This is a genomic window from Serratia sp. CY71090 (genome assembly GCF_052166845.1).
GTDB classification, from domain to species: Bacteria; Pseudomonadota; Gammaproteobacteria; order Enterobacterales; family Enterobacteriaceae; genus Serratia; species Serratia nematodiphila.
The window spans coordinates 119,341-142,224 of record NZ_JBJNOA010000013.1 but is presented as its reverse complement, the minus strand read 5'-3'; the positions used below and the strand labels follow the sequence as shown (position 1 = coordinate 142,224).

Below are 22,884 nucleotides of genomic sequence, written 5' to 3'. Positions count from 1 at the left end.
CGCTCACGCTAACGGGGCGGCGGCGGCGCGTCAATTTTTTGCTGCATCGCGTTGAATCTTGCCGCGTTTACCGGCGTAGTGCCAACACGGCGCGCGCGTCGGGGTTGCCATTAAGCGTAACACAATCGCCTGAAGGCGGGGGAGGCGCTCCCGATAAGCGGTGCAGAGTTGCGCAAACGCCGCCGTTATGTGCGCCGAATAGCGTGCGCGTCTTCGCAAACTGCGCTAAAATTTAAACCATCAGCCTTCCCTTTGACTATTTATCCCGCTGTATTTATTACTTATTCATTAATTGATGTCGTCTATGACAGCGATTGAACGGAAGATGCGGTTGTTACTTTTATTGATCCCGCGCATCAAGTAGAATGCCGTTCAACGAGAACCCGTACCAACAGAAGTATTACTCGAAGCAATGACCCTGCTGGCGTTAGGTATAAATCACAAAACCGCTCCGGTTTCTCTGCGTGAAAGGGTGACCTTCTCGCCAGAGTCCATCGATGAGGCGCTGACCAGCTTGCTCCAACAACCGTTGGTGCAGGGCGGCGTCGTGTTGTCCACCTGCAACCGTACCGAGCTGTACCTCAGCGTGGAGCAGCAGGAGCACATGCACGAACAGCTGGTCGCCTGGCTGTGCGCCTACCACAACCTGCGTCCGGAAGAGGTGAAGAAAAGCCTCTACTGGCATCAAGGCAACGACGCGGTCAGCCATCTGATGCGGGTGGCCAGCGGGTTGGACTCGCTGGTGCTGGGCGAACCGCAAATCCTCGGCCAGGTGAAAAAGGCCTTCGCCGAGTCACAACGCGGTCAGTCGCTGTCCGGCGAGCTGGAGCGCCTGTTCCAGAAATCCTTCTCCGTCGCCAAGCGCGTGCGCACCGAAACCGAAATCGGCGCCAGCGCGGTCTCCGTGGCTTTCGCCGCCTGTACGCTGGCGCGGCAGATCTTCGAATCGCTGGCCGATCTCAACGTCTTGCTGGTGGGCGCCGGTGAAACCATCGAGCTGGTGGCGCGCCACCTGCGCGAGCACAAAGTGCGGCATATGATCATCGCTAACCGCACCCGCGAGCGCGCGCAATTGCTGGCGGAGGAAGTCGGCGCGGAAGTGATCACCCTGCCGGAGATCGACGAGCGTCTGGCGGACGCCGACATCATTATCAGTTCCACCGCCAGCCCGCTGCCGATCATCGGCAAGGGGATGGTGGAGCGCGCGCTGAAGGCGCGCCGCAACCAGCCGATGCTGTTGGTGGATATCGCCGTACCGCGCGATATCGAGCCGGAGGTCGGCAAGCTGGCCAACGCCTATCTGTACAGCGTGGACGATCTGCACGCCATCATTCAAAGCAACCTGGCGCAGCGCAAAGCGGCGGCGGTGCAGGCGGAATCGATCGTGCAGCAGGAAAGCACCAACTTCATGGCCTGGCTGCGTTCGCAGGGCGCGGTGGAAACCATCCGCGACTACCGTTCGCAGGCCGACCAGATCCGCGCAGAGATGGAGGCCAAAGCGCTGGCCGCCATCGCGCAGGGCGCCAACGTGGAGCAGGTTATTCACGAGCTGGCCCATAAACTGACCAACCGTCTTATTCATGCCCCTACCAAATCCCTCCAGCAGGCCGCCGGCGACGGCGACGTGGAGCGGTTGCAGTTATTACGCGACAGCCTCGGGCTGGATCAGCATTAGTTTTCTCTATTAACAGGGTTTATTACCACGCATGAAGCCTTCTATTGTTGCCAAACTGGAAGCGTTACAAGAGCGCCATGAAGAAGTGCAGGCGCTGCTCGGCGATGCCGGCGTCATCGCCGACCAAGACCGGTTCCGCGCGCTGTCGCGAGAATACGCGCAGCTGACCGACGTCAGCCGCTGCTTCCTGGAATGGCGTCAGGTGCAGGAGGATCTGGAGACGGCGGAAATGATGCTGGACGATCCGGAAATGCGCGAGATGGCGCAGGAAGAGCTGAAACAGGCGCGGGCGAGCAGCGAAGCGCTGGAACAGCAGCTGCAGGTCTTGCTGCTGCCGAAAGATCCGGATGATGAGCGCAGCTGCTTCCTCGAAGTGCGCGCCGGCACCGGCGGCGATGAGGCGGCGATCTTCGCCGGCGATCTGTTCCGCATGTACAGCCGTTACGCCGAAGGCCGCCGCTGGCGCGTCGAGGTGATGAGCGCCAACGAAGGCGAACACGGCGGCTTCAAAGAAGTGATCGCCAAAGTTTCCGGCGACGGCGTGTACGGCCAGCTGAAGTTTGAATCCGGCGGCCACCGCGTGCAGCGCGTGCCGGAAACCGAATCCCAGGGGCGCATCCACACCTCCGCCTGCACCGTGGCGGTGATGCCGGAAGTGCCGGAAGCCGAGCTGCCGGACATCAACCCGGGCGATCTGAAAATCGACACCTTCCGTTCCTCCGGCGCCGGCGGCCAGCACGTTAACACCACCGATTCGGCGATCCGCATCACTCACCTGCCGACCGGCATCGTGGTGGAGTGCCAGGACGAACGTTCACAGCACAAAAACAAAGCCAAGGCGATGTCGGTGCTGGGCGCGCGCATTCGTGCCGCCGAGATGGCCAAGCGCCAGCAGGCCGAGGCGTCCACTCGCCGCAACCTGCTGGGCAGCGGCGATCGTTCCGACCGTAACCGCACCTACAACTTCCCGCAGGGGCGGGTGACCGACCACCGCATCAACCTGACGCTCTACCGCCTGGACGAGGTGATGGAAGGCAAACTGGATATGCTGATCCAGCCGATCGTGCAGGAGTATCAGGCCGATCAGCTGGCGGCGCTGTCCGCCGAGCAAGAGTGATGGAGTATCAACACTGGCTGAAAGCCGCCGCCGCGCGTTTGACCCACAGCGACAGCGCCCGGCGCGACGCGGAAATCCTGTTGGGTTTCGTGACCGGCAGGGCCAGAACCTTCCTGATGGCGTTCGGGGAAACCGTGCTGACGCCGCCGCAGCAACAGCAGCTGGAGACGCTGCTGGCGCGCCGCGAACGCGGTGAGCCGGTGGCCTATCTGGTGGGCGAGCGCGAGTTTTGGTCGCTGCCGCTGTCGGTCTCGCCCGCGACGCTGATCCCGCGCCCGGATACCGAATGCCTGGTGGAGCTGGCGTTGGCGCGCCTGCCGCCGCAACCCTGCCACTTCCTCGATCTCGGCACCGGCACCGGCGCCATTGCGCTGGCGCTGGCCAGCGAGCGCCCGGATTGTTCGGCTATCGGCGTCGATGTGCAGCCGGAGGCGGTTGCGCTGGCGCAGCACAATGCGCACAAGCTGAAGATCGACAACGTCCGATTTTTACAGGGCAGCTGGTTTGCGCCAGTCGCGGGGCAACGTTTCGCGCTGATCGCCAGCAATCCGCCCTATATCGATGCCGCCGATCCGCATTTGTCGCAGGGCGACGTGCGCTTCGAGCCGGGCAGTGCGCTGGTCGCCGCCGAGCATGGCTTGGCGGATCTGGCCGCCATCGTGCGCCAGGCGCCGCACTATCTGCAGCCGCAGGGCTGGCTGCTGTTGGAACATGGCTGGCAGCAGGGTGAGAGCGTGCGCGCGCTGCTGCAGGCCGCCGGATTTTCCGCTGTCGCCACCCACCGTGATTACGGCGACAACGACCGCGTGACGCTCGGCCAATGGCCGGGATAAGCGCCCTCATAATAACGACGCCCGGGCCATTTAAGGGAGCATCATGACTGCATACACCGCGTTGAAACATTTCCATTTGCTGACGGTCGCCATCAGTATTACCTTGTTTGTGCTGCGTTTCTTTTGGCAGTGGCGCCGTTCGCCGATCATGGGTCGCCGCTGGGTCAAGATAGCGCCGCACCTGAATGACACGCTGCTGTTCGTCAGCGGCATCGCGCTGGTGGTGACGTTCGGGTTTTATCCGCTGCTGGGTATGGACTCATGGCTGACCGAGAAGCTGTTTGGCGTTATTATCTATATCCTGCTTGGCTACGTCGCATTGGGCAAGAAGACCAAAAGTCAGCGGCTGCGAACCGTGGCGTTCGTGCTGGCGTTGGGCTGCCTGTACCTGATAATTAAACTTGCCACGACGAAAATACCGTTTCTGATGGGATACCTATGAGTAGCATTGCTGATTTTGAATTTAACACCTCGCCGCTGAGCGAAGGGGTGATCCTGGTGTCGCAGTCGGTGCGGCGCGATTTCCCGGCTGCCGACGTGGAGCGCAAGCTGCAACAGCTGGTGGACGAAGCGCGCGCGGTGGTGCCGGCCGATATCACTCAGGAGCAGCAACTGGATGCGCTCATTGAACTGTTCTACAAGACCTGGGGATTCGGCGGCGCCAGCGGCGTGTACCGCCTGTCGGACGCCATCTGGCTGGACAAGGTGCTGGAGGGGCGGCAGGGCACGCCGGTTTCGCTCGGCACCATCTTCCTGCACATCGCCAACGCGCTGGATCTGCCGCTGCTGCCGGTGATTTTCCCCACTCAGCTGATCCTGCGCGCCGATTGGCTGGATGAAGAGCTGTGGCTGATCAACCCGCTGAACGGCGAAACCCTGAGCGAACACCAGCTGGAGGTGTGGATTAAGGGCAACCTGGGCTTGGGCGCCGAGCTGGAAGACGACGATCTCGACGAATCCGAGAACATCATGGTGGTGCGCAAGATGCTGGATACGCTGAAGGCCGCTCTGATGGAAGAAAAGCAGCTGGAAATGGCGCTGCGCACCAGTGAAACGGTGTTGTGCTTCGATCCGGAAGATCCGTACGAGATCCGCGACCGCGGGCTGATTTATGCCCAGCTGGAGTGCAACCACATCGCGATTTCCGATCTCAACTATTTTGTCGAGCAGTGTCCTGAAGACCCGGTCAGCGAGGTGATCAAAGTGCAGATCCATTCGATTGAACCGAAACAGGTGACGCTGCATTAATTCAATGACTCCGTGCAGTTTGCAAGGCGACGGTTACAACCTTAACAAAGGCGAAAGCATGAAACAGAAAGTGGTTAGCATTGGCGACATCGACGTAGCAAACGATCTGCCGTTTGTGCTGTTTGGCGGTATGAACGTGCTGGAATCGCGCGACCTGGCGATGAGCATCTGCGAGCACTACGTCACCGTGACGCAAAAACTGGGCATTCCTTACGTATTCAAAGCCTCTTTCGACAAGGCCAACCGTTCTTCCATTCACTCGTACCGCGGTCCGGGCCTGGAAGAAGGGATGAAGATCTTCGAAGAGCTGAAAAAAACCTTCGGCGTGAAAATCATCACCGACGTGCACGAAGCGGCACAGGCGCAGCCGGTTTCTGAAGTGGTTGACGTGATCCAGCTGCCGGCCTTCCTGGCGCGTCAGACCGATCTGGTGGAAGCGATGGCGAAAACCGGCGCGGTGATCAACGTCAAGAAGCCGCAGTTTGTCAGCCCGGGGCAGATGGGCAACATCGTCGACAAGTTCAAAGAGGGCGGCAACGACCAGGTGATCCTGTGCGATCGCGGCAGCAACTTTGGCTATGACAACCTGGTGGTCGACATGCTGGGCATCAACGTGATGAAGAACGTGACTGGCGGCCATCCGGTGATCTTCGACGTGACCCACGCGCTGCAGACCCGCGATCCGTTCGGCGCCGCGTCCGGCGGCCGTCGTGCTCAGGTGGCCGAGCTGGCGCGTGCCGGCATGGCGGTTGGCCTGGCTGGGCTGTTCCTCGAAGCGCACCCGGATCCTAACAACGCCAAGTGCGACGGGCCGTCCGCGCTGCCGTTGGACAAGCTGGAACCGTTCCTGGCGCAGATGAAAGCCATCGACGACCTGGTGAAGAGCTTCCCGGAGCTGGATACCAGCAACTAAGCGCTCATCGCCAAAAAAAGCCCGACGCGTCGGGCTTTTTTACGTTCAGGCGCCGGTGGCCGCCAGCGCTTCCGGCAGCGTCGGGTAGAACTGCAAGCGGCCCTCGATCGGCTGCACCCGCGCGCGCGCCAGGGTTTTCAGCGGCTGGAACGGCACGTCGGTGATCACCAGCTTTTTATCCGCCGGCAGCACGTCGATAAAGCGCCGCAGGGCGTTCAGGCCGCCGGCGTCGAGCACTGGCACCGCATCCCACTGCAGCACGATCGTCCGGTAATCCTCGCTGCGTGCCAGCAGTTCGCTAAAGATACGCTCGGCGGCGGCGAAGAACAGCGGGCCATTCACTCGCAGCACCAGGCGGCCATCGTCGGCGCTCAGCTCGCTCAACCGCGTCATGCGGGCGATGCGGCGCATAAACAGCAGCGACGCCAACACAATGCCCACGGTAATGGCGATCACCATGTCGAACAGCACCGTCAGCGACATGCACAGCAGCAGCACCAGAATGTCGTCCTTCGGCGCCCGGCGCAGCAGGTAAATCACTTTGTGCGCCTCGCTCATGTTCCAGGCGACCATCAGCAGCAGCGCCGCCATCGCCGCCAGCGGCAGATAAGAGAGCCACGGCGCCAGAACCAGCAGCGCCAACAGCACCAGCAGTGCGTGGATGATGGCGGACACCGGTGAGGTGGCGCCGGCGCGCACGTTAGCGGCCGATCGGGCAATCGCGGCGGTCGCGGTGATGCCGCCGAAGAACGGCGCGATGATGTTGCCCGCACCCTGGCCGATTAATTCGCTGTTCGAGTTATGCTTCTTGCCGGTCATGCCGTCGAGCACCACTGCGCACAGCAGTGATTCGATCGCGCCGAGCATTGCCATCGAAAACGCCGCCGGCAACAGGGCGGAAACGGTTTGCCAACTCAGAGTGAACGGCTGCCCGCCGCCGCCCGGCAGATCCCAGGGCAGCAACAGCTGCGGCAGGATCGGCGGAATGCCCTGGCCGCTGCTGCCATCGGCCAGCAGGTAGCTGAAGCGGGAACCGATGGTCGCCACCGGGTGGTCAAACAGCGTCAGCAGCCCCATCAGCGCGGTGCCCGCCAGCAGCGCCGGCAGGTGGCCGGGCACCCGCAGGCCGAGCTTGGGCCAGAAGATCAAAATCAGCAGCGTCACGGCGCCGATCAGGGTATCGCCGAGATCCAGCGTCGGCAGCGCCTGCAGCAGGGCGTACAGCTTGCCGACATAGTTTTCCGGCGTGTGCGCCAGCTGCAGACCGAAAAAGTCCTTGATCTGCATGGTGGCGATGGTGATGGCGATGCCGGAGGTAAAGCCGAGCGTCACCGGCAGCGGAATGTACTCGATCAGCCTGCCAAAGCGCGCGAGCCCCATCAGCAGCAGAAATACCCCGGAGATCAGCGTGGCGACCAGCAGGCCGGCCAGGCCGAACTGCTGCGAGACCGGATAGAGGATCACCACGAAGGCGGCGGTGGGGCCGGAGACGCTGTAGCGCGAACCGCCGCTGACGGCGATGACAATGCCGGCGATGGCGGCGGTATACAGGCCGTACTGCGGCGGCACGCCGCTGGCGATCGCCAACGCCATCGCCAGCGGAATGGCGATAATACCGACCGTGACTCCGGCGATAGCGTCTTTCAACAGCCGCGCCAGGTTATAAGGTTCCCGCCAGCAGGCGTCTATCAGCGCGCTGAAGGGGCGAATTTTGTTTATTTCATGCGTTTTCATCTACGGTGCGTACCAAATCTTCAAAAGTGAAAGGAATGGCGGGCCCGATGAGGTCCGTCTTGTCACGTGACAGATACCATACGCCTTTTGTTCAGCGGATTACCAGACCTGTATCAATTTGGCGCAGGAAATCAGAGAGTCGCCCTTTTGTTCGGCGCTAAATTTCGATAATAGAGAAGTCAGCCGCAGATTCTGCGGCTGACAAGAAAAGTGACAGTCAAGGTTTTAACGGTTATTACAGCGTGGGCAGGGATAAGCCGAGAAAGTGGGCTAAAGTACTCACCAGCAGCTGGTGATCTTCCTTCTGCGGCGCGCCGGAAATGCTGATGCTGCCGACGCAGCCGAGGCCGGTCAGGGTGAGCGGGAAGGCGCCGCCGTGCACCGAATAGTCACGCACGCTCAGCCCGTAACGCTCCTCCAGCGACGTTTGCCGTTGCTGCAGGCGCAGGCCGATGGCGTAAGAGCTTTTGTGGAAATGGTTCACCAGATTGCGCTTGCGCCGCACCCAGTCGGCAATGTCCGGCGTTGTCCCCGGCATGGCGTAATAAAACAGCGTCTGCCCGGCCAGTTGGATCTCGATGGCGATGCTCAGGCCGCGCCGCTCGGCGGCGGTTTTCAGCGCCGCGCCCAGTTCCCAGGCGGTGGCGGCGTCAAAATGGGTAAAGGCCAGCGTCGCTTCCTGTTCGCTGAGCGCTTGCAGTTCATCGTCGATATTCATGCGGTTCTCCCCCGATAACACAACGCACAGAGTAGCCTGAAGCGGGCGTCGTGAGATAGACGGCTTGGCGATAAGATAGAACTGCTACTCTATTAATAGACTGTGTATCCCTATGGATTTCAAATTGCAGCTAGGCGCCCAGCGATCGCATCCCCAGGAGCTTACTCAGGTAAGTGACTGGGGTGAGAGCGTGCAGGTAACAACGCTGCGGTTTGAAAGACGACGGGTATAAATGGCCGCCGCCGAAGCGGAGACGACAGGGATGCGTTATTCAACGTCTGCACATTACCCCCTGGCGATCCCGAGGAGCGCGCTGACTATTTATGACTTACATTGCGTCCATTTCTACCCTTTACAGCGACGCCTGCATTACCTACGCGACGTTGTCGATAAGCTATTTCCTTCTCAGCAAGAATGCCCCTTTTTCTTATCAATCCGCACTGTGGAAGCGCGTTGTTTTCGGCCTGCTGGCCGGGGTGGCGGTGCTGTATTTGAGCCAGGATCGGCTGGAGCTGACCGATAAGGTGCATTACAGCTTTGCGATGATCCCGATGATATTGGTGACTTTCTTCGGCGGCGGCGTCAGCGGGCTGGTGAGTTTTCTGTTCGCCATGACGCTGACCGGCGGTTTCACCGTCGATAACCTGTTCATCGCCTCGATCGTCGCGCCGCTGCTGCTGTCGCGCGTGTGGCTGAAAAAATCCCACCGGACGTTTTACCTGACGATCGGCATCATCGCGCTGTATCGCATCGCGGTGGTGTGGCTGCTGGTGGACATGAGCGGGCTGTGGCCGGATGTGTTGCTGTACCAGGCGGTTTCCGCGCTCTGTCTGGCGATTTGCTATCATGCGCTGAATTTCAAAGAGCGCCATATCTACGCCTATTTCGCGATGCGCGCGCGCGCCACCACCGACAGCCTGACCCACATCAACAACCGCGCCAGCGTCGATTATCAGCTGATGCTGCAGCGTGCCGAGCGCCGCCCGTGCGGGCTGATGATCCTCGATTTGGATAACTTCAAAAGCATCAACGATACCTACGGCCATCCGGCCGGTGACGTGCTGCTGGCCAGCGTCGGCCGGCTGCTGCAAAACAGCGTGCGCAATGAGGACTTCGTCGGGCGCTACGGCGGCGAGGAGTTTATGGTGATCACCGCCAGCTACGATCCGCAGGTCATCGGCGGGGTGGCGGAGCGTATTCGCAGCGCGGTTGAAAGCTCGACGTTCTTGCTGAATGCGCACGACGAAGCGCACATCACGCTGTCGATCGGCGTGTCGCTGTATCTGCCGGGCATGACGCTGGACAAGGCGATCGCCATGACCGACGAGGCCTTGTATGAGGCGAAGCGCAGCGGCAAAAACCGGGTGGTGACCAGCCGCGTGATGCAGCTGGCGCCGCTGGGCGCCGGATTCCCGCGCGAATAAGCCGCCCCCGCCGCCACGGCGGGGGCGTTGGCTCAGACCGCCAGCGTGTGTTCGCGGAAGGCGTTCAGCAGCTCTTCGGTGAACGCCAGGCGTTTTTGGCGATCGGCCAGATCGAGCGTGAACTTCAGCTTGCTCGGGCCGTCCAGGCGGTAAACCTGCGGATTGCCCTGCAACAGGCCGATCAGATAACCCGGATCGACGCGGTTGTTGTCGCCGAACTCGATAAAGCCGCCGCGCTCGTTGCTCTCGATGCGTTTGATCCCCAGTTTCTGCGCATGCAGGCGCAGCGCCGCGCACTGCAACAGGTTGCGCGCCGCATCCGGCAACTGGCCGAAGCGATCGATCAGCTCGACCTTCAGCTCGTCAAGCTCACCGTCGTTCTTCGCGCTGGCGATGCGCTTATACAGTGACAGGCGGGTATTGACGTCGGGAATGAAATCTTCCGGCAGCAGCGCCGGCATGCGCAACTCTACCTCGGTCTGGTTGCTGGTGAGATCTTCCAGCGACGGTTCACGGCCGTTTTTCAACGCGTCGACGGCGCTTTCCAGCAGCTCCATATAGAGCGAGAAGCCGACGGTGGTCATCTGGCCGCTCTGGTCTTCGCCCAGCAGTTCGCCGGCGCCGCGGATCTCCAGATCGTGGGTCGCCAGCGCGAAACCGGCGCCGAGATCTTCCAGCGACGCGATGGCCTCGAGCCGTTTATGAGCGTCGGTGCCCATGGCTTTCGGGTTTGGCGTCAACAGATAGGCGTAAGCCTGATGGTGCGAACGCCCGACGCGGCCGCGCAGTTGGTGCAGCTGCGCCAGGCCGAAGCGATCGGCCCGCTCGATGATGATGGTGTTGGCGCTGGGGATATCGATGCCGGTTTCGATGATGGTGGTGCACACCAGCACGTTGAAGCGCTGGTGGTGGAAATCGTTCATCACCCGTTCCAGATCGCGTTCGCGCATCTGACCGTGACCGATGGCGATGCGCGCCTCCGGCACCAGCTCAGCCAGGCGTTGCGCCGCTTTCTCGATGTTTTCCACGTCGTTGTAGAGGTAGTAAACCTGGCCGCCGCGCAGCACTTCGCGCAGGATCGCCTCGCGCACCACCAGACTGTCGTATTCGCGCACGAAGGTCTTCACCGCCAGCCGGCGCGCCGGCGGAGTGGCGATGATCGACAGATCGCGCATGCCGCTCATCGCCATGTTCAGCGTACGCGGGATCGGCGTGGCGGTCAGCGTCAGGATATCGACGTCGGCGCGCATCGCTTTGATGCGCTCCTTGTGGCGCACGCCAAAGCGGTGTTCTTCATCGACGATCAGCAGCCCCAAATCCTTCCAGCGCAGATCGCTCTGCAGCAGTTTGTGCGTGCCGATGATGATGTCTACCTTGCCATCGGCCGCGTCGTCCAGCACCTGCTGCTGCTCTTTGGCGCTGCGGAAGCGCGACATCATCTCGATGCGGATCGGGCAGGTGGCGAAGCGATCGCGGAAGTTGTCGAAGTGCTGCTGCGCCAGCAGGGTGGTCGGCACCAGCACCGCCACCTGCTTGCCGTTTTCCACCGCCAGGAAGGCGGCGCGCATCGCCACTTCGGTTTTGCCGAAGCCGACGTCGCCGCACACCAGGCGGTCCATCGCCAGCGGCTGGCACATGTCGCTCAGCACCGCGTTGATCGCCTGTTCCTGATCCGGCGTGGTTTCGAATGGGAAGGTCTGGCAGAACAGCTGGTATTGTTCGCGGTTATGCTTGAAGGCGAAACCGGCCTTGGCGGCGCGCTGGGCGTAAATATCCAGCAGCTCCGCCGCCACGTCGCGCACCCGTTCGGCCGCTTTTTGCCGCGCGCGCGTCCAGGCGTCGCCGCCCAGCTTGTGCAGCGGGGCGTTTTCATCCGCGCCGCCGGCGTAACGGCTGATCAGGTGCAGCGATGAGACCGGCACGTACAGCTTGTCCTCACCGGCGTAGGAGAGGATCAGGTATTCAGCCTTGATGCCGCCGGCTTCCAGCGTGGTCAGGCCGACATAGCGGCCAACGCCGTGCTCCAGATGCACCACCGGCTGGCCGGGATGCAGCTCCGCCAGGTTGCGGATCAGGGTATCGGTGTTGATGGTGCGCCGGTTGTCCTGCCGGCGGCGACTGACGCGTTCGCCGAGCAGATCGCTTTCGCAGATCAGTGCACGCTGGCGCAGGCCGTCGAGGAAACCGTGTTCGGCGGCGCCGACCATCATGTAACGGCCCGCGGTTTCCGCCTGATCGAGACGCTGGATCAGCGCCGGCGCCAGCTTGATGCGGCCGAGCAGATCCTGCAGCGTTTCACGCCGCCCCTCGCTCTCGACGGAGAAAATCACGCTGCCGTCGAAGCCTTCGATAAAGCGGCGCAGATTATCCAGCGGGGATTTATGCTGCGCCTGCACCGCCAGATCGGGCAGGGCATGGTAATCCAGATTGGTATTGCCGGCCTTGACCGGCAGCTCATCGGTTTTCAGCGCGATGCGCGGCCAGGCTTTCAGCTCGCCGAACAGCGCGTCAACGCGCAGCCACAGCGTATCCGGCGCCAGCAGCGGGCGCATCGGATCGACGCGGCGGCTTTCGTAACGCTGGTTGACGTCCTGCCAAAAGCGCTCGGCGGCGCTCTCCAGATCGCCGGTATTGACGATCAGCGTATTGGCCGGCAGGTAGCTGAACAGCGACGGCAGCGGCTGGCTGAAGAACAGCGGCTGCCAGTATTCGATACCGGCGGGCCAGGCGCTTTTGCTGACCTGCTGATAGATGTGCTCGGCGTCGCGACGCACCTCAAACTGCTCGCGCCACTGGCTGCGGAACAGCTCGATGGCGTTCTTGTCGGTGGGGAACTCGTGGGCCGGCAACAGATTGATGGCCTCGACTTCGCTCAGCGTACGCTGGGTGTCGACGTCGAAGATGCGCAGGCTGTCGATTTCGTCATCGAAGAAGTCGATGCGGTAAGGCTCATCGCTGCCCATCGGATAAAGATCGAGCAATGCGCCGCGGGTGGCGAATTCGCCGTGCTCCATCACCTGATCGACGCTGCGGTAACCGGCCTGTTCCAGCTGCGCGCGCAGCTTATCGCGCGACAGGCGCTGGCCTTTCTTCATCACCAGCGCGTGGCCGTGCAGGAATTCGTGCGGGCAGACGCGCTGCATCAGGGTGTTGACCGGCAGAATGATCACGCCGCGCGCCATGGTCGGCAGGTGATACAGGCTCGACAAACGATCCGAGATGATTTCCTGATGCGGCGAGAAGCTGTCGTACGGCAGGGTTTCCCAGTCGGACAGCGTGGTCACCATCTGATCGGTGAACTGCTGGATCTCGTCGCGCAGCCGCAGGGCGTTTTGCATATCCGGCGCGATCAGCATCACCGGGCCAGGGTGGCGCTCGACGATCTCGGCGCACTCCACGGCGCAGGCCGCGCCGGTCAGTTGCCCCAGCTGGCGCAGATCGCCCGCGCGATCGGGCAGAGAATAACGAGGGGATGAAGAACGGTTACGGCTATCGGAAGTGCTCATTCAGGTATCTTTAATCAATGTGTTAGAGGGCGTCCCGGCACGGATAACCCAGTGCTTTTATGCTGTTTATAGTAGCCCAGCGGCCGGCAAACTGACACCGATAAAAGTGCCCTATCTCGTTAGTTATCGGGGCGACGATGCACGCAAGCGCGACGCCAACAAGGCGTCGCCGGGAGGAAAGATAGAACGCCAGTCAGCGCAAGATTAGCGCTTTTGATATTCGTCAAAGGACAAGTAATCCGTATTCAGCACAATTGACTCTTTGCGCGAAATAATCTTGGCCGGCATGCCTGCCACGATGCAGTTTGGCTCAATGTCACTGGTGACAACGGAGTTGGCGCCAATCGTCACATTGTCACCGATAGTGACCGGACCAACGATCTTGGCTCCGGCTGCAATGGTGACGTTATCGCCGATAGTGGCGACGTCTTCACGGCTTTTGAAGAGGTTGTTGCCGATGGTCACACCTTGCAGGATGGTGCAATTTTTACCAATCTTCACGTTGGGATGGATAACGATGCCGCCGAAGTGCGGAATAAGCAGGCCTTCACCGATACTGGCCTGATGGGGAATTTCGATGCCATATTTTATCTGCAGGCGCTTGAGATTTTTCACCAGTAGACGAAAACAAAGTCTCTCAAAGATATTGCGTTTTTTGGCGTGAAAATCACTGTGCAGCCGCAAGGTGAAAATGTAGTTAAAGCCGACGTAGTTCTGTTGGAAAAGGGACTTGATTAGCCTTGCGATGCCGGACTTTCTACTCGCGCGAAAGAAGTCGGCATAGATTTTATATTTTGTTTCCGTTCTCATTGATTGCCCTTGCGTTTAACCGATAACTATCATCAACTTTGTCAATGTTGGCAGATAGTAGCATAGGGTGAAATCGCTGGCGATCCTGCGCGCAGAACCTTGAGTGAAACCCGCTTGGCCGGCGGCGTGTTGCAACGGTGGGAAACGGCAATGTGGCCAGTGCCTGGTGAGTTACAGAGGCAAACGCGATATCGCAGGTCTCACTATCATTTTCAGAAGAAACTGAGGCGGAACGCCGCAAGTATTTTGCCGATTCACTAAAAACAGTTAAGTGTAAACAAGGGGTTATCCGAGATGGGAAGGCCGGATTCGTACTGCTGTAAGAATCGTAAAAATCTTTATTTTTCATTTAATTGTTTTCAGGGCGACGATATAATCCATGATCACTTTGCTTAAGCCACGGCTATCAAACGGATTTCATGTATCAACCTGTCGCGTTATTCATTGGCCTGCGCTACATGCGCGGGCGAGCCTCAGACCGCTTCGGGCGGTTTGTTTCCTGGCTTTCCACCATCGGCATTACGCTGGGGGTGATGGCGTTGGTCACCGTGCTGTCGGTGATGAACGGATTCGAAAAGGATCTGGAAAACAACATTCTCGGCCTGATGCCGCAGGCGTTGGTCACCAGTCCGCAAGGATCGGTCAACCCGCAGCAGCTGCCGGCCTCCGAGGTGCAGAAGCTGCAGGGCGTCACGCGCGTCGCGCCGCTGACCACCGGTGACGTGGTGCTGCAAAGCGCCCGCAGCGTGGCGGTCGGGGTAATGCTCGGCGTCAATCCCGACGAGGCCGATCCGCTGACCCCATATCTGGTCAACGTCAAGCAACAGCAGCTGCAGCCGGGCCAGTACAACATCATCATCGGCGAACAGCTGGCGGGGCAACTTGGTGTCAAGCGCGGCGATTCGCTGCGCGTGATGGTGCCGAGCGCCAGCCAGTTCACGCCAATGGGCCGCATTCCCAGCCAGCGCCTGTTCACTCTCATCGGCACCTTCCACGCCAACAGCGAGGTGGACGGCTATCAGCTGCTGGTCAACCAACAGGACGCTTCGCGCCTGATGCGCTACCCGGCCGGCAACATCACCGGCTGGCGCATGTTCCTGCAACAGCCGCTGACGGTCGATACCCTCAGCCAACAGGCGCTGCCGGCGGGCACCGTCTGGAAAGACTGGCGCGATCGCAAGGGCGAGCTGTTCCAGGCGGTGCGTATGGAGAAGAACATGATGGGGCTGCTGCTCAGTCTGATCGTGGCGGTGGCGGCGTTTAACATCATTACCTCGCTCGGCCTGCTGGTGATGGAGAAGCAGGGCGAGGTCGCCATTCTGCAGACCCAGGGGCTGACCCGCCGCCAGATCATGTCGGTATTTATGGTGCAGGGCGCCAGCGCCGGCATCATCGGTTCGCTGCTCGGCACGCTGCTCGGCGTGCTGCTGGCCACCAACCTGAATAACCTGATGCCGATCCTCGGCGCCTTGATCGACGGCGCTTCGCTGCCGGTGGCGGTCGATCCGCTGCAGGTGACGATCATCGCCGTGGTGGCGATGGCGGTTTCCCTGTTGTCCACGCTCTATCCTTCATGGCGCGCTGCCGCCGTACAACCCGCTGAGGCTTTACGTTATGAGTAACCATCTTTTGCTGCAGTGTGACAACCTGTGCAAGACCTATCAGGAAGGCAATCTGCACACCGACGTGCTGCGCAATGTCAGCTTTGCCATGCAGCAGGGCGAGATGATGGCGATCGTCGGCAGCTCGGGTTCCGGCAAGAGCACCCTGTTGCACCTGCTGGGCGGGCTGGACTCGCCGACCTCCGGCGAGGTGATCTTCAAGGGCGAATCGCTGAACGCCATGTCTTCGGCGGCCAAGGCCGAGCTGCGCAACCGCCAGCTGGGCTTCATCTATCAGTTCCACCATCTGTTGCCGGACTTCACCGCGCTGGAAAACGCCGCCATGCCGCTCTTGATCGGCGGCGCCAAGCCGGCGCAGGCGCAGGAGAAGGCGCGGGAGATGCTGGCGGCGGTCGGGCTGGAAAAACGCAGCAAGCACCGCCCGTCCGAGCTCTCCGGCGGCGAACGTCAGCGCGTGGCGATCGCGCGCGCGTTGGTCAACAACCCGGCGTTGGTGCTGGCGGACGAACCGACCGGTAACCTGGATAAACGCACCGCGGACAGCATCTTCGATCTGCTGGGCGAGCTGAACGTGCGCCAGGGCACCGCTTTCCTGGTGGTGACGCACGATCTGCAGCTGGCCAAGCGCCTGAGCCGCCAGCTGGAAATGGCCGACGGCCACCTGCAGGCGCAGCTGACCCTGATGGGGGCCGAATAATGGCGGGAGCCTCACTGTCCTTCCTGACGGCCCTGCGTTTCAGCCGCGGCCGTAAACGCGGCGGCATGGTGTCGCTGATCTCGGTCATCTCCACCATCGGCATCGCGCTGGGGGTGGCGGTGCTGATCGTCGGGCTGAGCGCGATGAACGGTTTTGAGCGCGAGCTGAAGAACCGCATTCTGGCGGTGGTGCCGCACGGCGAGCTTGAGCCGGTCAATCAGCCGTTCAGCGGCTGGCCGTCGATTCTGCAGCGGGTGGAAAAGGTGCCGGGCATTTTGGCCGCCGCGCCGTACATCAATTTCACCGGCCTGATGGAAAACGGCGCGCAGCTGCGCGCGGTGGAAGTCAAAGGCGTGGATCCGCAGCAGGAGAGCCGGCTGAGCGCGCTGCCGCAGTATGTGCAGGGCGACGCCTGGGCCAACTTCAAGCCCGGCGAGCAGCAGGTGATCCTCGGCAAGGGCGTGGCCGACGCACTGGGCGTTAAACAGGGCGCCTATGTGACGGTGATGATCCCCAACAGCGACCCGGAAATGAAGCTGCTGCAGCCGAAGCGCATTCGCCTGCATGTGACCGGCATTTTGCAGCTCAGCGGCCAGCTCGATCACAGCCTGGCGCTGGTGCCGCTGGCCGATGCGCAGCAGTATCTCGACATGGGTGACAGCGTCACTGGTATCGCGCTCAAGATGAACGACGTGTTCGCCGCCAATAAACTGGTGCGCGACGCCGGCGAAGTGACCAATTCTTATATCTACATCAAAAGCTGGATCGGCAAGTACGGCTACATGTACCGCGACATCCAGATGATCCGCGCCATCATGTATCTGGCGATGGTGCTGGTGATCGGCGTGGCCTGCTTCAACATCGTCTCCACGCTGGTGATGGCGGTGAAAGACAAAAGCGCCGACATCGCGGTGCTGCGCACCCTGGGCGCTAAAGACGGCTTTATCCGCGCCATCTTCATCTGGTACGGGCTGTTGGCCGGGCTGCTGGGCAGCCTGAGCGGCGTGGTGATCGGGGTGATCGCCTCGCTGCAGCTGACTAACATTATCCGCGGCATCGAGAAACTGGTCGGTCATTCCTTCCTGTCGGGCGATATCTACTTCATCGACTTCCTGCCTTCCGAGCTGCACTGGCTGGACGTGCTGATCGTGCTGGCGACCGCCATTGTGCTGAGCCTGTTGGCCAGTTGGTATCCGGCGAGGCGCGCAAGCCGCATCGATCCGGCGCGGGTGCTGAGCGGACAATAACACCAACGGGGAGGCAGCGATGCCGCCCCGTTTTTTTAGCCTGGGGATGGGTTATGTACTACGGTTTCGATATGGGCGGCACCAAGATTGAGCTGGGGGTGTTCGACGACAACCTGCAGCGCATTTGGCAAAAGCGAGTGCCGACGCCACGTGAAGACTACCGGCAACTGCTGGCCACGCTGTGCGATCTGACCCTTGAGGCGGATGCGTTTTGCGGCCGGCGCGGCAGCGTCGGCATCGGCATACCGGGCCTGCCCAATGACGATGATGGCACGCTGTTTACCGCCAACGTGCCGGCGGCGATGGGGCGTCCGCTGCCGCGCGATCTGGCGGCGCTGATCGGGCGCGAGGTGCGCGTCGATAACGACGCCAACTGCTTTGCGCTGTCGGAAGCCTGGGACGACGAGTTCCGCCGCTACCCGACGGTGCTGGGCATCATCCTCGGCACCGGCGTGGGCGGCGGCCTGATCGTCGATGGCAAGACGGTGCCTGGGCGCAACTATATCGCCGGCGAGTTCGGCCATTTGCGCCTGCCGGTGGACGCGCTCGAGGTGCTGGGGCGTGATGTGCCTCGCGTTGCCTGCGGGTGCGGCCATCAGGGTTGCATTGAAAATTACATATCGGGCCGCGGTTTCGAATGGATGTACGCCCATTTCTATGGCCGGCGCTTGCCTGCCATCGAGATCATTGCCCATTATCAGGCAGGTGAGCCGCAGGCGGTGGCTCACGTCGACCGCTTTATGGACGTGCTGGCGATCTGCCTGGGTAACCTGCTGACGGTGCTGGATCCGCATCTGGTGGTGATCGGCGGCGGGCTGTCGAACTTCGACGCCATTTACCAGGCGTTGCCGCAGCGGCTGCCGGCGCACCTGCTGCGGGTGGCCCGGCTGCCGCGCATCGAGAAGGCGCGCTATGGCGACGCCGGCGGCGTGCGCGGCGCGGCGTTCCTCAATTTGGCGCGCCCAACGTAATGGGCGTTGAGGCCGGGCGTGAATGTATGCAGCCAACAACGCCGCAACGTCCAGTAAGAAGGGTAAACAGGGAAAAGTAAGGAGAGAGTTAATGTACACTCGCCATCGGCTGTGTCAGTTTCGCAAGAGTAAGCATGTGCTGCATCAGCGCTTTCGTTCACGCATTTTTCATCGTGACACCATGGCGGCGGCCGAGCTGAAAAAGCCGTTTGTGGTGGTGTTGACCGGGGCCGGCATTTCGGCCGAGTCGGGCATTCGCACCTTCCGCGCCGCGGATGGGCTGTGGGAAGAGCACCGGGTGGAGGACGTCGCCACGCCGGAAGGTTTTCAGCGCGATCCGGCGCTGGTGCAGGCGTTTTACAATGAACGCCGCCGCCAGCTGCAGACGGAGGAGATCGCCCCGAACGCCGCACACCGCGCGTTGGCGGATTTGGAAGAGTGGTTGGGAGACAACTTCCTGCTGGTCACGCAAAACATTGATAACCTGCATGAGCGCGCCGGCAGCAAGCGGGTGCTGCACATGCACGGCGAACTGCTGAAGGTGCGTTGCACCCAGTCGGGGCAGGTGTTCGAATGGCCCGGCGATCTCAGCGTTGACGATCGTTGCCATTGCTGCCAGTTCCCGGCGCCGCTACGGCCGCACGTGGTGTGGTTCGGTGAGATGCCGCTGGGCATGGATGACATCTACCAGGCGCTGAGCAAGGCCGATTTCTTCGTCGCCATCGGCACCTCCGGCCATGTCTACCCGGCGGCCGGCTTCGTGCATGAGGCGCGGCTGGGCGGCGCTTACGCCATGGAGCTGAACCTGGAACCGAGCCAGGTAGAGAGCCAGTTCGATGAGAAACACTACGGTCTGGCCAGCGAAGTGGTGCCGCGTTTTGTGCACAAGTTCCTGGTGGGCAAGGTGGCGCGGGCCGACCGGCCCTGAGAAAGGCATCAGGGCGCAATGCGCGCCCTGATGGGATGGCGGGCGTATTAGCGCCCGGCTTTCAGCTTTTGGAAGTAGCTTTCGTACAGCGTGCTGGCGTCGCCGACGTCGTTTTGCCACTCGCCGTGCTCAATCACCGCCTTATCCGGGTAGAGTGACTTGTCGTTGGCGATCTCCGGCGACAGCAGCTTCTTCGCCGCCAGGTTCGGCGTCGGGTAACCGATGGTCTCCGCCACCTGCACCGCGATTTCCGGCCGCAGCAGGAAGTCGATCAGCTTCAGCGCCCCTTCGACGTTGCGCGCGTTGGCCGGAATGGCCAGGCTGTCCATCCAGAAGATCCCGCCTTCCTTCGGCCAGACGATCTCCAGCGGCGTGCCGGCCTGGCGCGCCACAAAGGCCGAACCGTTCCACACCATGCCGACGTTGACTTCCCCTTCCATAAACGGGTTGCCCGGGTTGTCGGAGTTGAAGGCCAGCACGTTCGGCATCAATTTCTGCAGCTCGTGGTAGGCGGCTTCGATCTCTTTCGGGTCAGTGGTGTTGCCGGAATAGCCCAGCTTGAGCAGCGCCATCTGGAACACTTCACGCGCGTCGTCGGTCAGCAGCAGGCGGCCTTTGTACTGCGGTTGCCACAGATCGGCCCAGGCGGTGACGGTGGACGGATCCTGCGCGTCGCTGTTGACGCCGATGGCGGTAGCGCCCCAGATATAAGGAATGGAGTAGTCGTTGTTGGGATCGAACGGCTTGTTCAGCAGGGTGGGATCGAGATCCTTGAAGTGGCTGAGCTTGCTCTTGTCGATTTTTTGCAGCATGCCTTCCTTGCTCATCTTGGCGATGAAGTAGGTGGAAGGCACCACCAGATCGTACGCGCCGTCTTTGTAGGTCTTCAGCTTGGCGTACATGCTTTCGTTGGATTCATAGGTGGAATAGATCACCTTGATGCCGGTTTCTTTGGTGAACTGCTCCAGCAGCCCCGGCGGGACGTATTCAGTCCAGTTATAGAAATACAGCGTTTTGCCGTCAGAGGCGTTTGCAGAGCAGAAACTCAGCGCCATCATCCCGGCTGCGAGCAGATGTGACCACTTTTTCATGCAGCGTATCCTTCAGCAGTAGTGAGCCGAACCCGTATGAGCCGCCGTTTTCGGCCGCGCCATACCCCAGAAAGGGGCCATTATAGGGGCCGGGGCGGGGTGGGTAAAGGCGGTTATCCCGCTGGCAAATCAAGGGGTTCTGCGCCTTAAAGCGCATCACAATTTGTGTGTCTCGCGCTGGACAGGCGGTGAAGCGCGTGCGAAACAATAATTTTGGCGAATAAACGAGGGCAGCGATGAATTTCAAACAGGTCTTCAGCCAGGCTGAGCTCAGCAAGACGGATCTGACGATTTTGCACTGCATTCTCGACAACCCGGACGCCTGCATCGACGACGGCATCCGTGCGGTGTCCGCACGCTGCTACAGTTCCCCCTCGACGCTGGTGCGGCTGGCTAAAAAGCTGGGCTTTCGCGGCTATCTCGAACTGGTCTATTTCATCAAATTCAACCTGACGATGGCGCCGGCTTACCAGGCGGAACGCGCTACGTCGGCGGCACCGCCGGCCCAGCAGGCGCAGTTTCTCGATCTGCTCGACAACGGCAAGATCCTGATCCACGGCAGCGGTTTTTCGCAGCTGGTGGCTCAATATATGTACAACAAGTTTATGACGCTGGGTGTAGACAGTTATCTGTCGCTGTGGCCGGATTTCGACATTCTTGACCGTGAGACGCGCTTTCGCTTCGACATGGTGATCGTGATTTCAAAGTCGGGCAACAGCGGCTCGGCGCTGAGCTGGAGCGAGGCGGTGAAGCGTAACCGCATTCTGCTGGCGGCCTTCTGCGGCGACGGCGGCAGCCCGCTGGCGCAGCAGGCCGACATGACCTTTCTGTTTGAGGACCGGCAAAAATACGATCACGATATCTACTATCCCAACCCGTTTTTCGGCCACTGTCTGTTGGGATTCGAGAATGTGATCACCGCCTGGTTTGAACGTCGCGGCCGCTGACGGCCGCACCGTTTAGCGCCAGTGCCCGGCATACGCGCGGTGGGCCTGCAGGTACTCCTCTACCAGCGTTTTTGCCAGCGAGTAGGAGTTGACCAGCGGGTGCACCATCAGCGCCTTGATGGCCAGTTGGCGGTTGCCGGTCAGGATCGCCGCCACCGCCAGCCGTTCGTACTCTTTCACCTGCGAAATCAGGTTTTTCTGGGTGTCGGGAATATCGCGCATTTTGACCGGCTGAATGCCGGCGCTGCTCAATTCGCAGCTGATTTCGATCACGTCATCCGGGTGCAGAAAATCGAGCGTGTCGCGGTTTTGCATCGACACCACCACGCGTTTTTGCCGGCCGCTGTTGACCGCCTCCAGAATGTCGATCGCCACCCCGGCATAGCCGCCGCTGTCCGGCTGCTCGATAAACTGTTGCAGCGTCAGCATCTCGCGCGTTTTCACCTTGCCCTGGTTGGACTCGCGCTGCATGTAGGAGTTTTCGCGCTGCAGATAATGGCTGAAATAGACAGAGAAGGCGTGTTCCAACTGGTGGGGGATGTCCAGCTCGCCTAACTCTGACAGCATTTGGCGGTTGATCGCCGCGATTTGTTCGCCGCGGGTCTCGCCGCCCGCGACGATGGCGGCGATCGCCTGCTCACGATAGTAGTAATAATAGAGATACTCGTTGAGCATCAAATTGTCCGACAGCGCCACCAACTCCGGCGAGAAGTATTTCATGCAGGTATCACGATACAGGCGCGGATCCGCCAGCAACCGTTCCGTGACCGGTTCGCCGTTGACGCGCGCATTGCGGAACCAGGAAAGATGGTTGAGGCCGAAGCAGTCGACGCTCAGTTGGTCTTCGCGGCAGCCCAGCAGCTCGGCCAGTTCGCGGATAAACTCGCTGGGGGCGTCGCAGATGCCATAGACCCGGCGCTGGAAGCCGGATTTGATGATCGCCTCGGTCACCATGCCGGAAGGATTGGTGAAGTTGAACAGGACCGCGTCCGGTGAGGAAACCTGTTCGATCAGGCGGCAATAGTCGAGGATCGCCGGAATCGAACGCATCGCCATGGCGAAGCCGCCGGCGCCGGTGGTTTCTTGCCCGAGCAACTGGTGATTGAGCGCGATGCGTTCGTCATGGATGCGGCCTTCCTCGCCGCCGATGCGCAGGGTGGTGATGATGTAGTCGGCGCCTTGCAGCGCCTGGCGCGGATCGCTGCTGAGGCTGAAAGCAATGTCGCCGCGAATGCGCTGGAATACGCCCTGCGCGAGGGCGCCGTAGATCGCCAGATGGCGCTCATCGGTATCCATAAACACCACTTCGGTAATGCCGATGCGATGGGCGTTATAGGCGATGGATTTGGCGAGGAACGGGGAACGCACGCCGCCGCCGCCGAGAACGGTTAATTTCATTCGAT

The 22,884-nt window shown here is 61.0% G+C and carries 19 protein-coding genes; 13 read left to right on the top strand and 6 right to left on the bottom strand.

The genetic code is table 11. The features are described 5' to 3' along the window. The first annotated feature begins 412 nt into the window (after window positions 1-412). From hemA to kdsA, 6 genes are read left to right on the top strand one after another with little or no spacing between them, the layout of a single operon-like run. Window positions 413-1,675 (top strand): glutamyl-tRNA reductase, encoded by a 1,263-nt coding sequence (hemA, locus tag ACJ8OK_RS21345; protein WP_004941072.1) that lies wholly within the window; start codon window positions 413-415, stop codon window positions 1,673-1,675. Between the two features lie 31 nt (window positions 1,676-1,706). Further along, window positions 1,707-2,792, top strand: a complete 1,086-nt coding sequence (gene prfA / locus ACJ8OK_RS21340) for a peptide chain release factor 1 (protein WP_015377573.1) — start codon at window positions 1,707-1,709, stop codon at window positions 2,790-2,792. Then, entirely contained in the window at window positions 2,792-3,625 is an 834-nt protein-coding gene (gene prmC / locus ACJ8OK_RS21335; protein WP_060559350.1) for a peptide chain release factor N(5)-glutamine methyltransferase, read from the top strand. The genes prfA and prmC overlap by 1 nt, the downstream gene beginning before the upstream one ends. Window positions 3,626-3,665: 40 nt before the next feature. Then, the gene (locus tag ACJ8OK_RS21330) at window positions 3,666-4,067 is read left to right on the top strand and encodes a SirB2 family protein (protein WP_171455054.1); all 402 of its coding nucleotides are present in this window, start codon (window positions 3,666-3,668) and stop codon (window positions 4,065-4,067) included. Next, window positions 4,064-4,873, top strand: coding sequence for an invasion regulator SirB1 (gene sirB1 / locus ACJ8OK_RS21325; RefSeq protein WP_015377575.1), 810 nt, complete (start codon window positions 4,064-4,066; stop codon window positions 4,871-4,873). The genes ACJ8OK_RS21330 and sirB1 overlap by 4 nt, the downstream gene beginning before the upstream one ends. A gap of 58 nt (window positions 4,874-4,931) precedes the next feature. Then, the gene (gene kdsA, locus ACJ8OK_RS21320; RefSeq protein WP_004941087.1) at window positions 4,932-5,786 is read left to right on the top strand and encodes a 3-deoxy-8-phosphooctulonate synthase; all 855 of its coding nucleotides are present in this window, start codon (window positions 4,932-4,934) and stop codon (window positions 5,784-5,786) included. A 45-nt stretch (window positions 5,787-5,831) separates the two neighbouring features. On the opposite strand, the gene dauA is transcribed toward kdsA, so the two are convergent. Continuing rightward, complete coding sequence (gene dauA / locus ACJ8OK_RS21315) at window positions 5,832-7,520, bottom strand: C4-dicarboxylic acid transporter DauA (RefSeq protein ID WP_048322997.1); 1,689 nt, start codon at window positions 7,518-7,520, stop codon at window positions 5,832-5,834. A 235-nt stretch (window positions 7,521-7,755) separates the two neighbouring features. Further along, window positions 7,756-8,238: a heme-degrading domain-containing protein gene (locus ACJ8OK_RS21310; RefSeq protein WP_410213740.1), complete on the bottom strand. Its 483-nt coding sequence runs from the start codon at window positions 8,236-8,238 to the stop codon at window positions 7,756-7,758. 323 nt (window positions 8,239-8,561) lie between these two features. Between ACJ8OK_RS21310 and ACJ8OK_RS21305 the strand changes: the two genes are divergently transcribed. Further along, a complete protein-coding gene (locus ACJ8OK_RS21305) occupies window positions 8,562-9,662 on the top strand; it encodes a GGDEF domain-containing protein (protein WP_033633297.1) in 1,101 nt (366 codons plus the stop codon). Between the two features lie 32 nt (window positions 9,663-9,694). Here the strand turns inward: ACJ8OK_RS21305 and mfd are convergent, their stop codons facing one another. Together mfd and ACJ8OK_RS21295 are read right to left on the bottom strand one after the other, a co-directional pair. Next, on the bottom strand, window positions 9,695-13,168 hold the full coding sequence (gene mfd / locus ACJ8OK_RS21300; protein WP_442530994.1) for a transcription-repair coupling factor: 3,474 nt from the start codon (window positions 13,166-13,168) through the stop codon (window positions 9,695-9,697). 204 nt (window positions 13,169-13,372) lie between these two features. Further along, window positions 13,373-13,978, bottom strand: a complete 606-nt coding sequence (locus ACJ8OK_RS21295) for a serine O-acetyltransferase (RefSeq protein ID WP_164122932.1) — start codon at window positions 13,976-13,978, stop codon at window positions 13,373-13,375. 419 nt (window positions 13,979-14,397) lie between these two features. On the opposite strand from ACJ8OK_RS21295, the gene lolC reads away from it, so the two are divergent. The 5 genes from lolC to cobB all read left to right on the top strand — a co-directional run bounded on the left by lolC (window position 14,398) and on the right by cobB (window position 19,443). Further along, window positions 14,398-15,600 (top strand): lipoprotein-releasing ABC transporter permease subunit LolC, encoded by a 1,203-nt coding sequence (lolC, locus tag ACJ8OK_RS21290; RefSeq protein WP_213929096.1) that lies wholly within the window; start codon window positions 14,398-14,400, stop codon window positions 15,598-15,600. Continuing rightward, window positions 15,593-16,297 carry a lipoprotein-releasing ABC transporter ATP-binding protein LolD gene (gene lolD, locus ACJ8OK_RS21285; protein WP_004941120.1) on the top strand — a complete coding sequence of 235 codons (705 nt, stop codon included), beginning with the start codon at window positions 15,593-15,595 and terminating at the stop codon, window positions 16,295-16,297. Before lolC ends, lolD begins: the two co-directional genes overlap by 8 nt. After that, window positions 16,297-17,544, top strand: coding sequence for a lipoprotein-releasing ABC transporter permease subunit LolE (gene lolE / locus ACJ8OK_RS21280; RefSeq protein WP_015377581.1), 1,248 nt, complete (start codon window positions 16,297-16,299; stop codon window positions 17,542-17,544). The genes lolD and lolE overlap by 1 nt, the downstream gene beginning before the upstream one ends. 53 nt (window positions 17,545-17,597) lie before the next feature. Then, window positions 17,598-18,515: an N-acetylglucosamine kinase gene (nagK, locus tag ACJ8OK_RS21275; protein WP_033633294.1), complete on the top strand. Its 918-nt coding sequence runs from the start codon at window positions 17,598-17,600 to the stop codon at window positions 18,513-18,515. Between the two features lie 91 nt (window positions 18,516-18,606). Then, window positions 18,607-19,443, top strand: coding sequence for a Sir2 family NAD+-dependent deacetylase (gene cobB / locus ACJ8OK_RS21270; protein ID WP_033633293.1), 837 nt, complete (start codon window positions 18,607-18,609; stop codon window positions 19,441-19,443). A gap of 47 nt (window positions 19,444-19,490) precedes the next feature. Here cobB and potD read toward each other — a convergent pair whose 3' ends face one another. Then, window positions 19,491-20,534, bottom strand: coding sequence for a spermidine/putrescine ABC transporter substrate-binding protein PotD (gene potD, locus ACJ8OK_RS21265; protein ID WP_033633291.1), 1,044 nt, complete (start codon window positions 20,532-20,534; stop codon window positions 19,491-19,493). 236 nt (window positions 20,535-20,770) lie between these two features. On the opposite strand from potD, the gene ACJ8OK_RS21260 reads away from it, so the two are divergent. Further along, window positions 20,771-21,481 carry a MurR/RpiR family transcriptional regulator gene (locus ACJ8OK_RS21260; RefSeq protein ID WP_004941137.1) on the top strand — a complete coding sequence of 237 codons (711 nt, stop codon included), beginning with the start codon at window positions 20,771-20,773 and terminating at the stop codon, window positions 21,479-21,481. A 12-nt stretch (window positions 21,482-21,493) separates the two neighbouring features. On the opposite strand, the gene ACJ8OK_RS21255 is transcribed toward ACJ8OK_RS21260, so the two are convergent. Then, window positions 21,494-22,879, bottom strand: a complete 1,386-nt coding sequence (locus tag ACJ8OK_RS21255; RefSeq protein WP_048323015.1) for a family 4 glycosyl hydrolase — start codon at window positions 22,877-22,879, stop codon at window positions 21,494-21,496. Window positions 22,880-22,884 lie beyond the last annotated feature (5 nt).

Coding starts and splice junctions, on each gene's coding strand:
- lolE (WP_015377581.1), top strand. CDS start 16,297: ATGGCGGGAGCCTCACTGTCCTTCCTGACGGCCCTGCGTTTCAGCCGC.
- ACJ8OK_RS21255 (WP_048323015.1), bottom strand. CDS start 22,879: ATGAAATTAACCGTTCTCGGCGGCGGCGGCGTGCGTTCCCCGTTCCTC.
- potD (WP_033633291.1), bottom strand. CDS start 20,534: ATGAAAAAGTGGTCACATCTGCTCGCAGCCGGGATGATGGCGCTGAGT.
- ACJ8OK_RS21310 (WP_410213740.1), bottom strand. CDS start 8,238: ATGAATATCGACGATGAACTGCAAGCGCTCAGCGAACAGGAAGCGACG.
- nagK (WP_033633294.1), top strand. CDS start 17,598: ATGTACTACGGTTTCGATATGGGCGGCACCAAGATTGAGCTGGGGGTG.
- mfd (WP_442530994.1), bottom strand. CDS start 13,168: ATGAGCACTTCCGATAGCCGTAACCGTTCTTCATCCCCTCGTTATTCT.
- dauA (WP_048322997.1), bottom strand. CDS start 7,520: ATGAAAACGCATGAAATAAACAAAATTCGCCCCTTCAGCGCGCTGATA.
- kdsA (WP_004941087.1), top strand. CDS start 4,932: ATGAAACAGAAAGTGGTTAGCATTGGCGACATCGACGTAGCAAACGAT.
- lolC (WP_213929096.1), top strand. CDS start 14,398: ATGTATCAACCTGTCGCGTTATTCATTGGCCTGCGCTACATGCGCGGG.
- hemA (WP_004941072.1), top strand. CDS start 413: ATGACCCTGCTGGCGTTAGGTATAAATCACAAAACCGCTCCGGTTTCT.
- ACJ8OK_RS21305 (WP_033633297.1), top strand. CDS start 8,562: ATGACTTACATTGCGTCCATTTCTACCCTTTACAGCGACGCCTGCATT.
- ACJ8OK_RS21260 (WP_004941137.1), top strand. CDS start 20,771: ATGAATTTCAAACAGGTCTTCAGCCAGGCTGAGCTCAGCAAGACGGAT.
- sirB1 (WP_015377575.1), top strand. CDS start 4,064: ATGAGTAGCATTGCTGATTTTGAATTTAACACCTCGCCGCTGAGCGAA.
- ACJ8OK_RS21295 (WP_164122932.1), bottom strand. CDS start 13,978: ATGAGAACGGAAACAAAATATAAAATCTATGCCGACTTCTTTCGCGCG.
- prmC (WP_060559350.1), top strand. CDS start 2,792: ATGGAGTATCAACACTGGCTGAAAGCCGCCGCCGCGCGTTTGACCCAC.
- cobB (WP_033633293.1), top strand. CDS start 18,607: ATGTACACTCGCCATCGGCTGTGTCAGTTTCGCAAGAGTAAGCATGTG.
- lolD (WP_004941120.1), top strand. CDS start 15,593: ATGAGTAACCATCTTTTGCTGCAGTGTGACAACCTGTGCAAGACCTAT.
- prfA (WP_015377573.1), top strand. CDS start 1,707: ATGAAGCCTTCTATTGTTGCCAAACTGGAAGCGTTACAAGAGCGCCAT.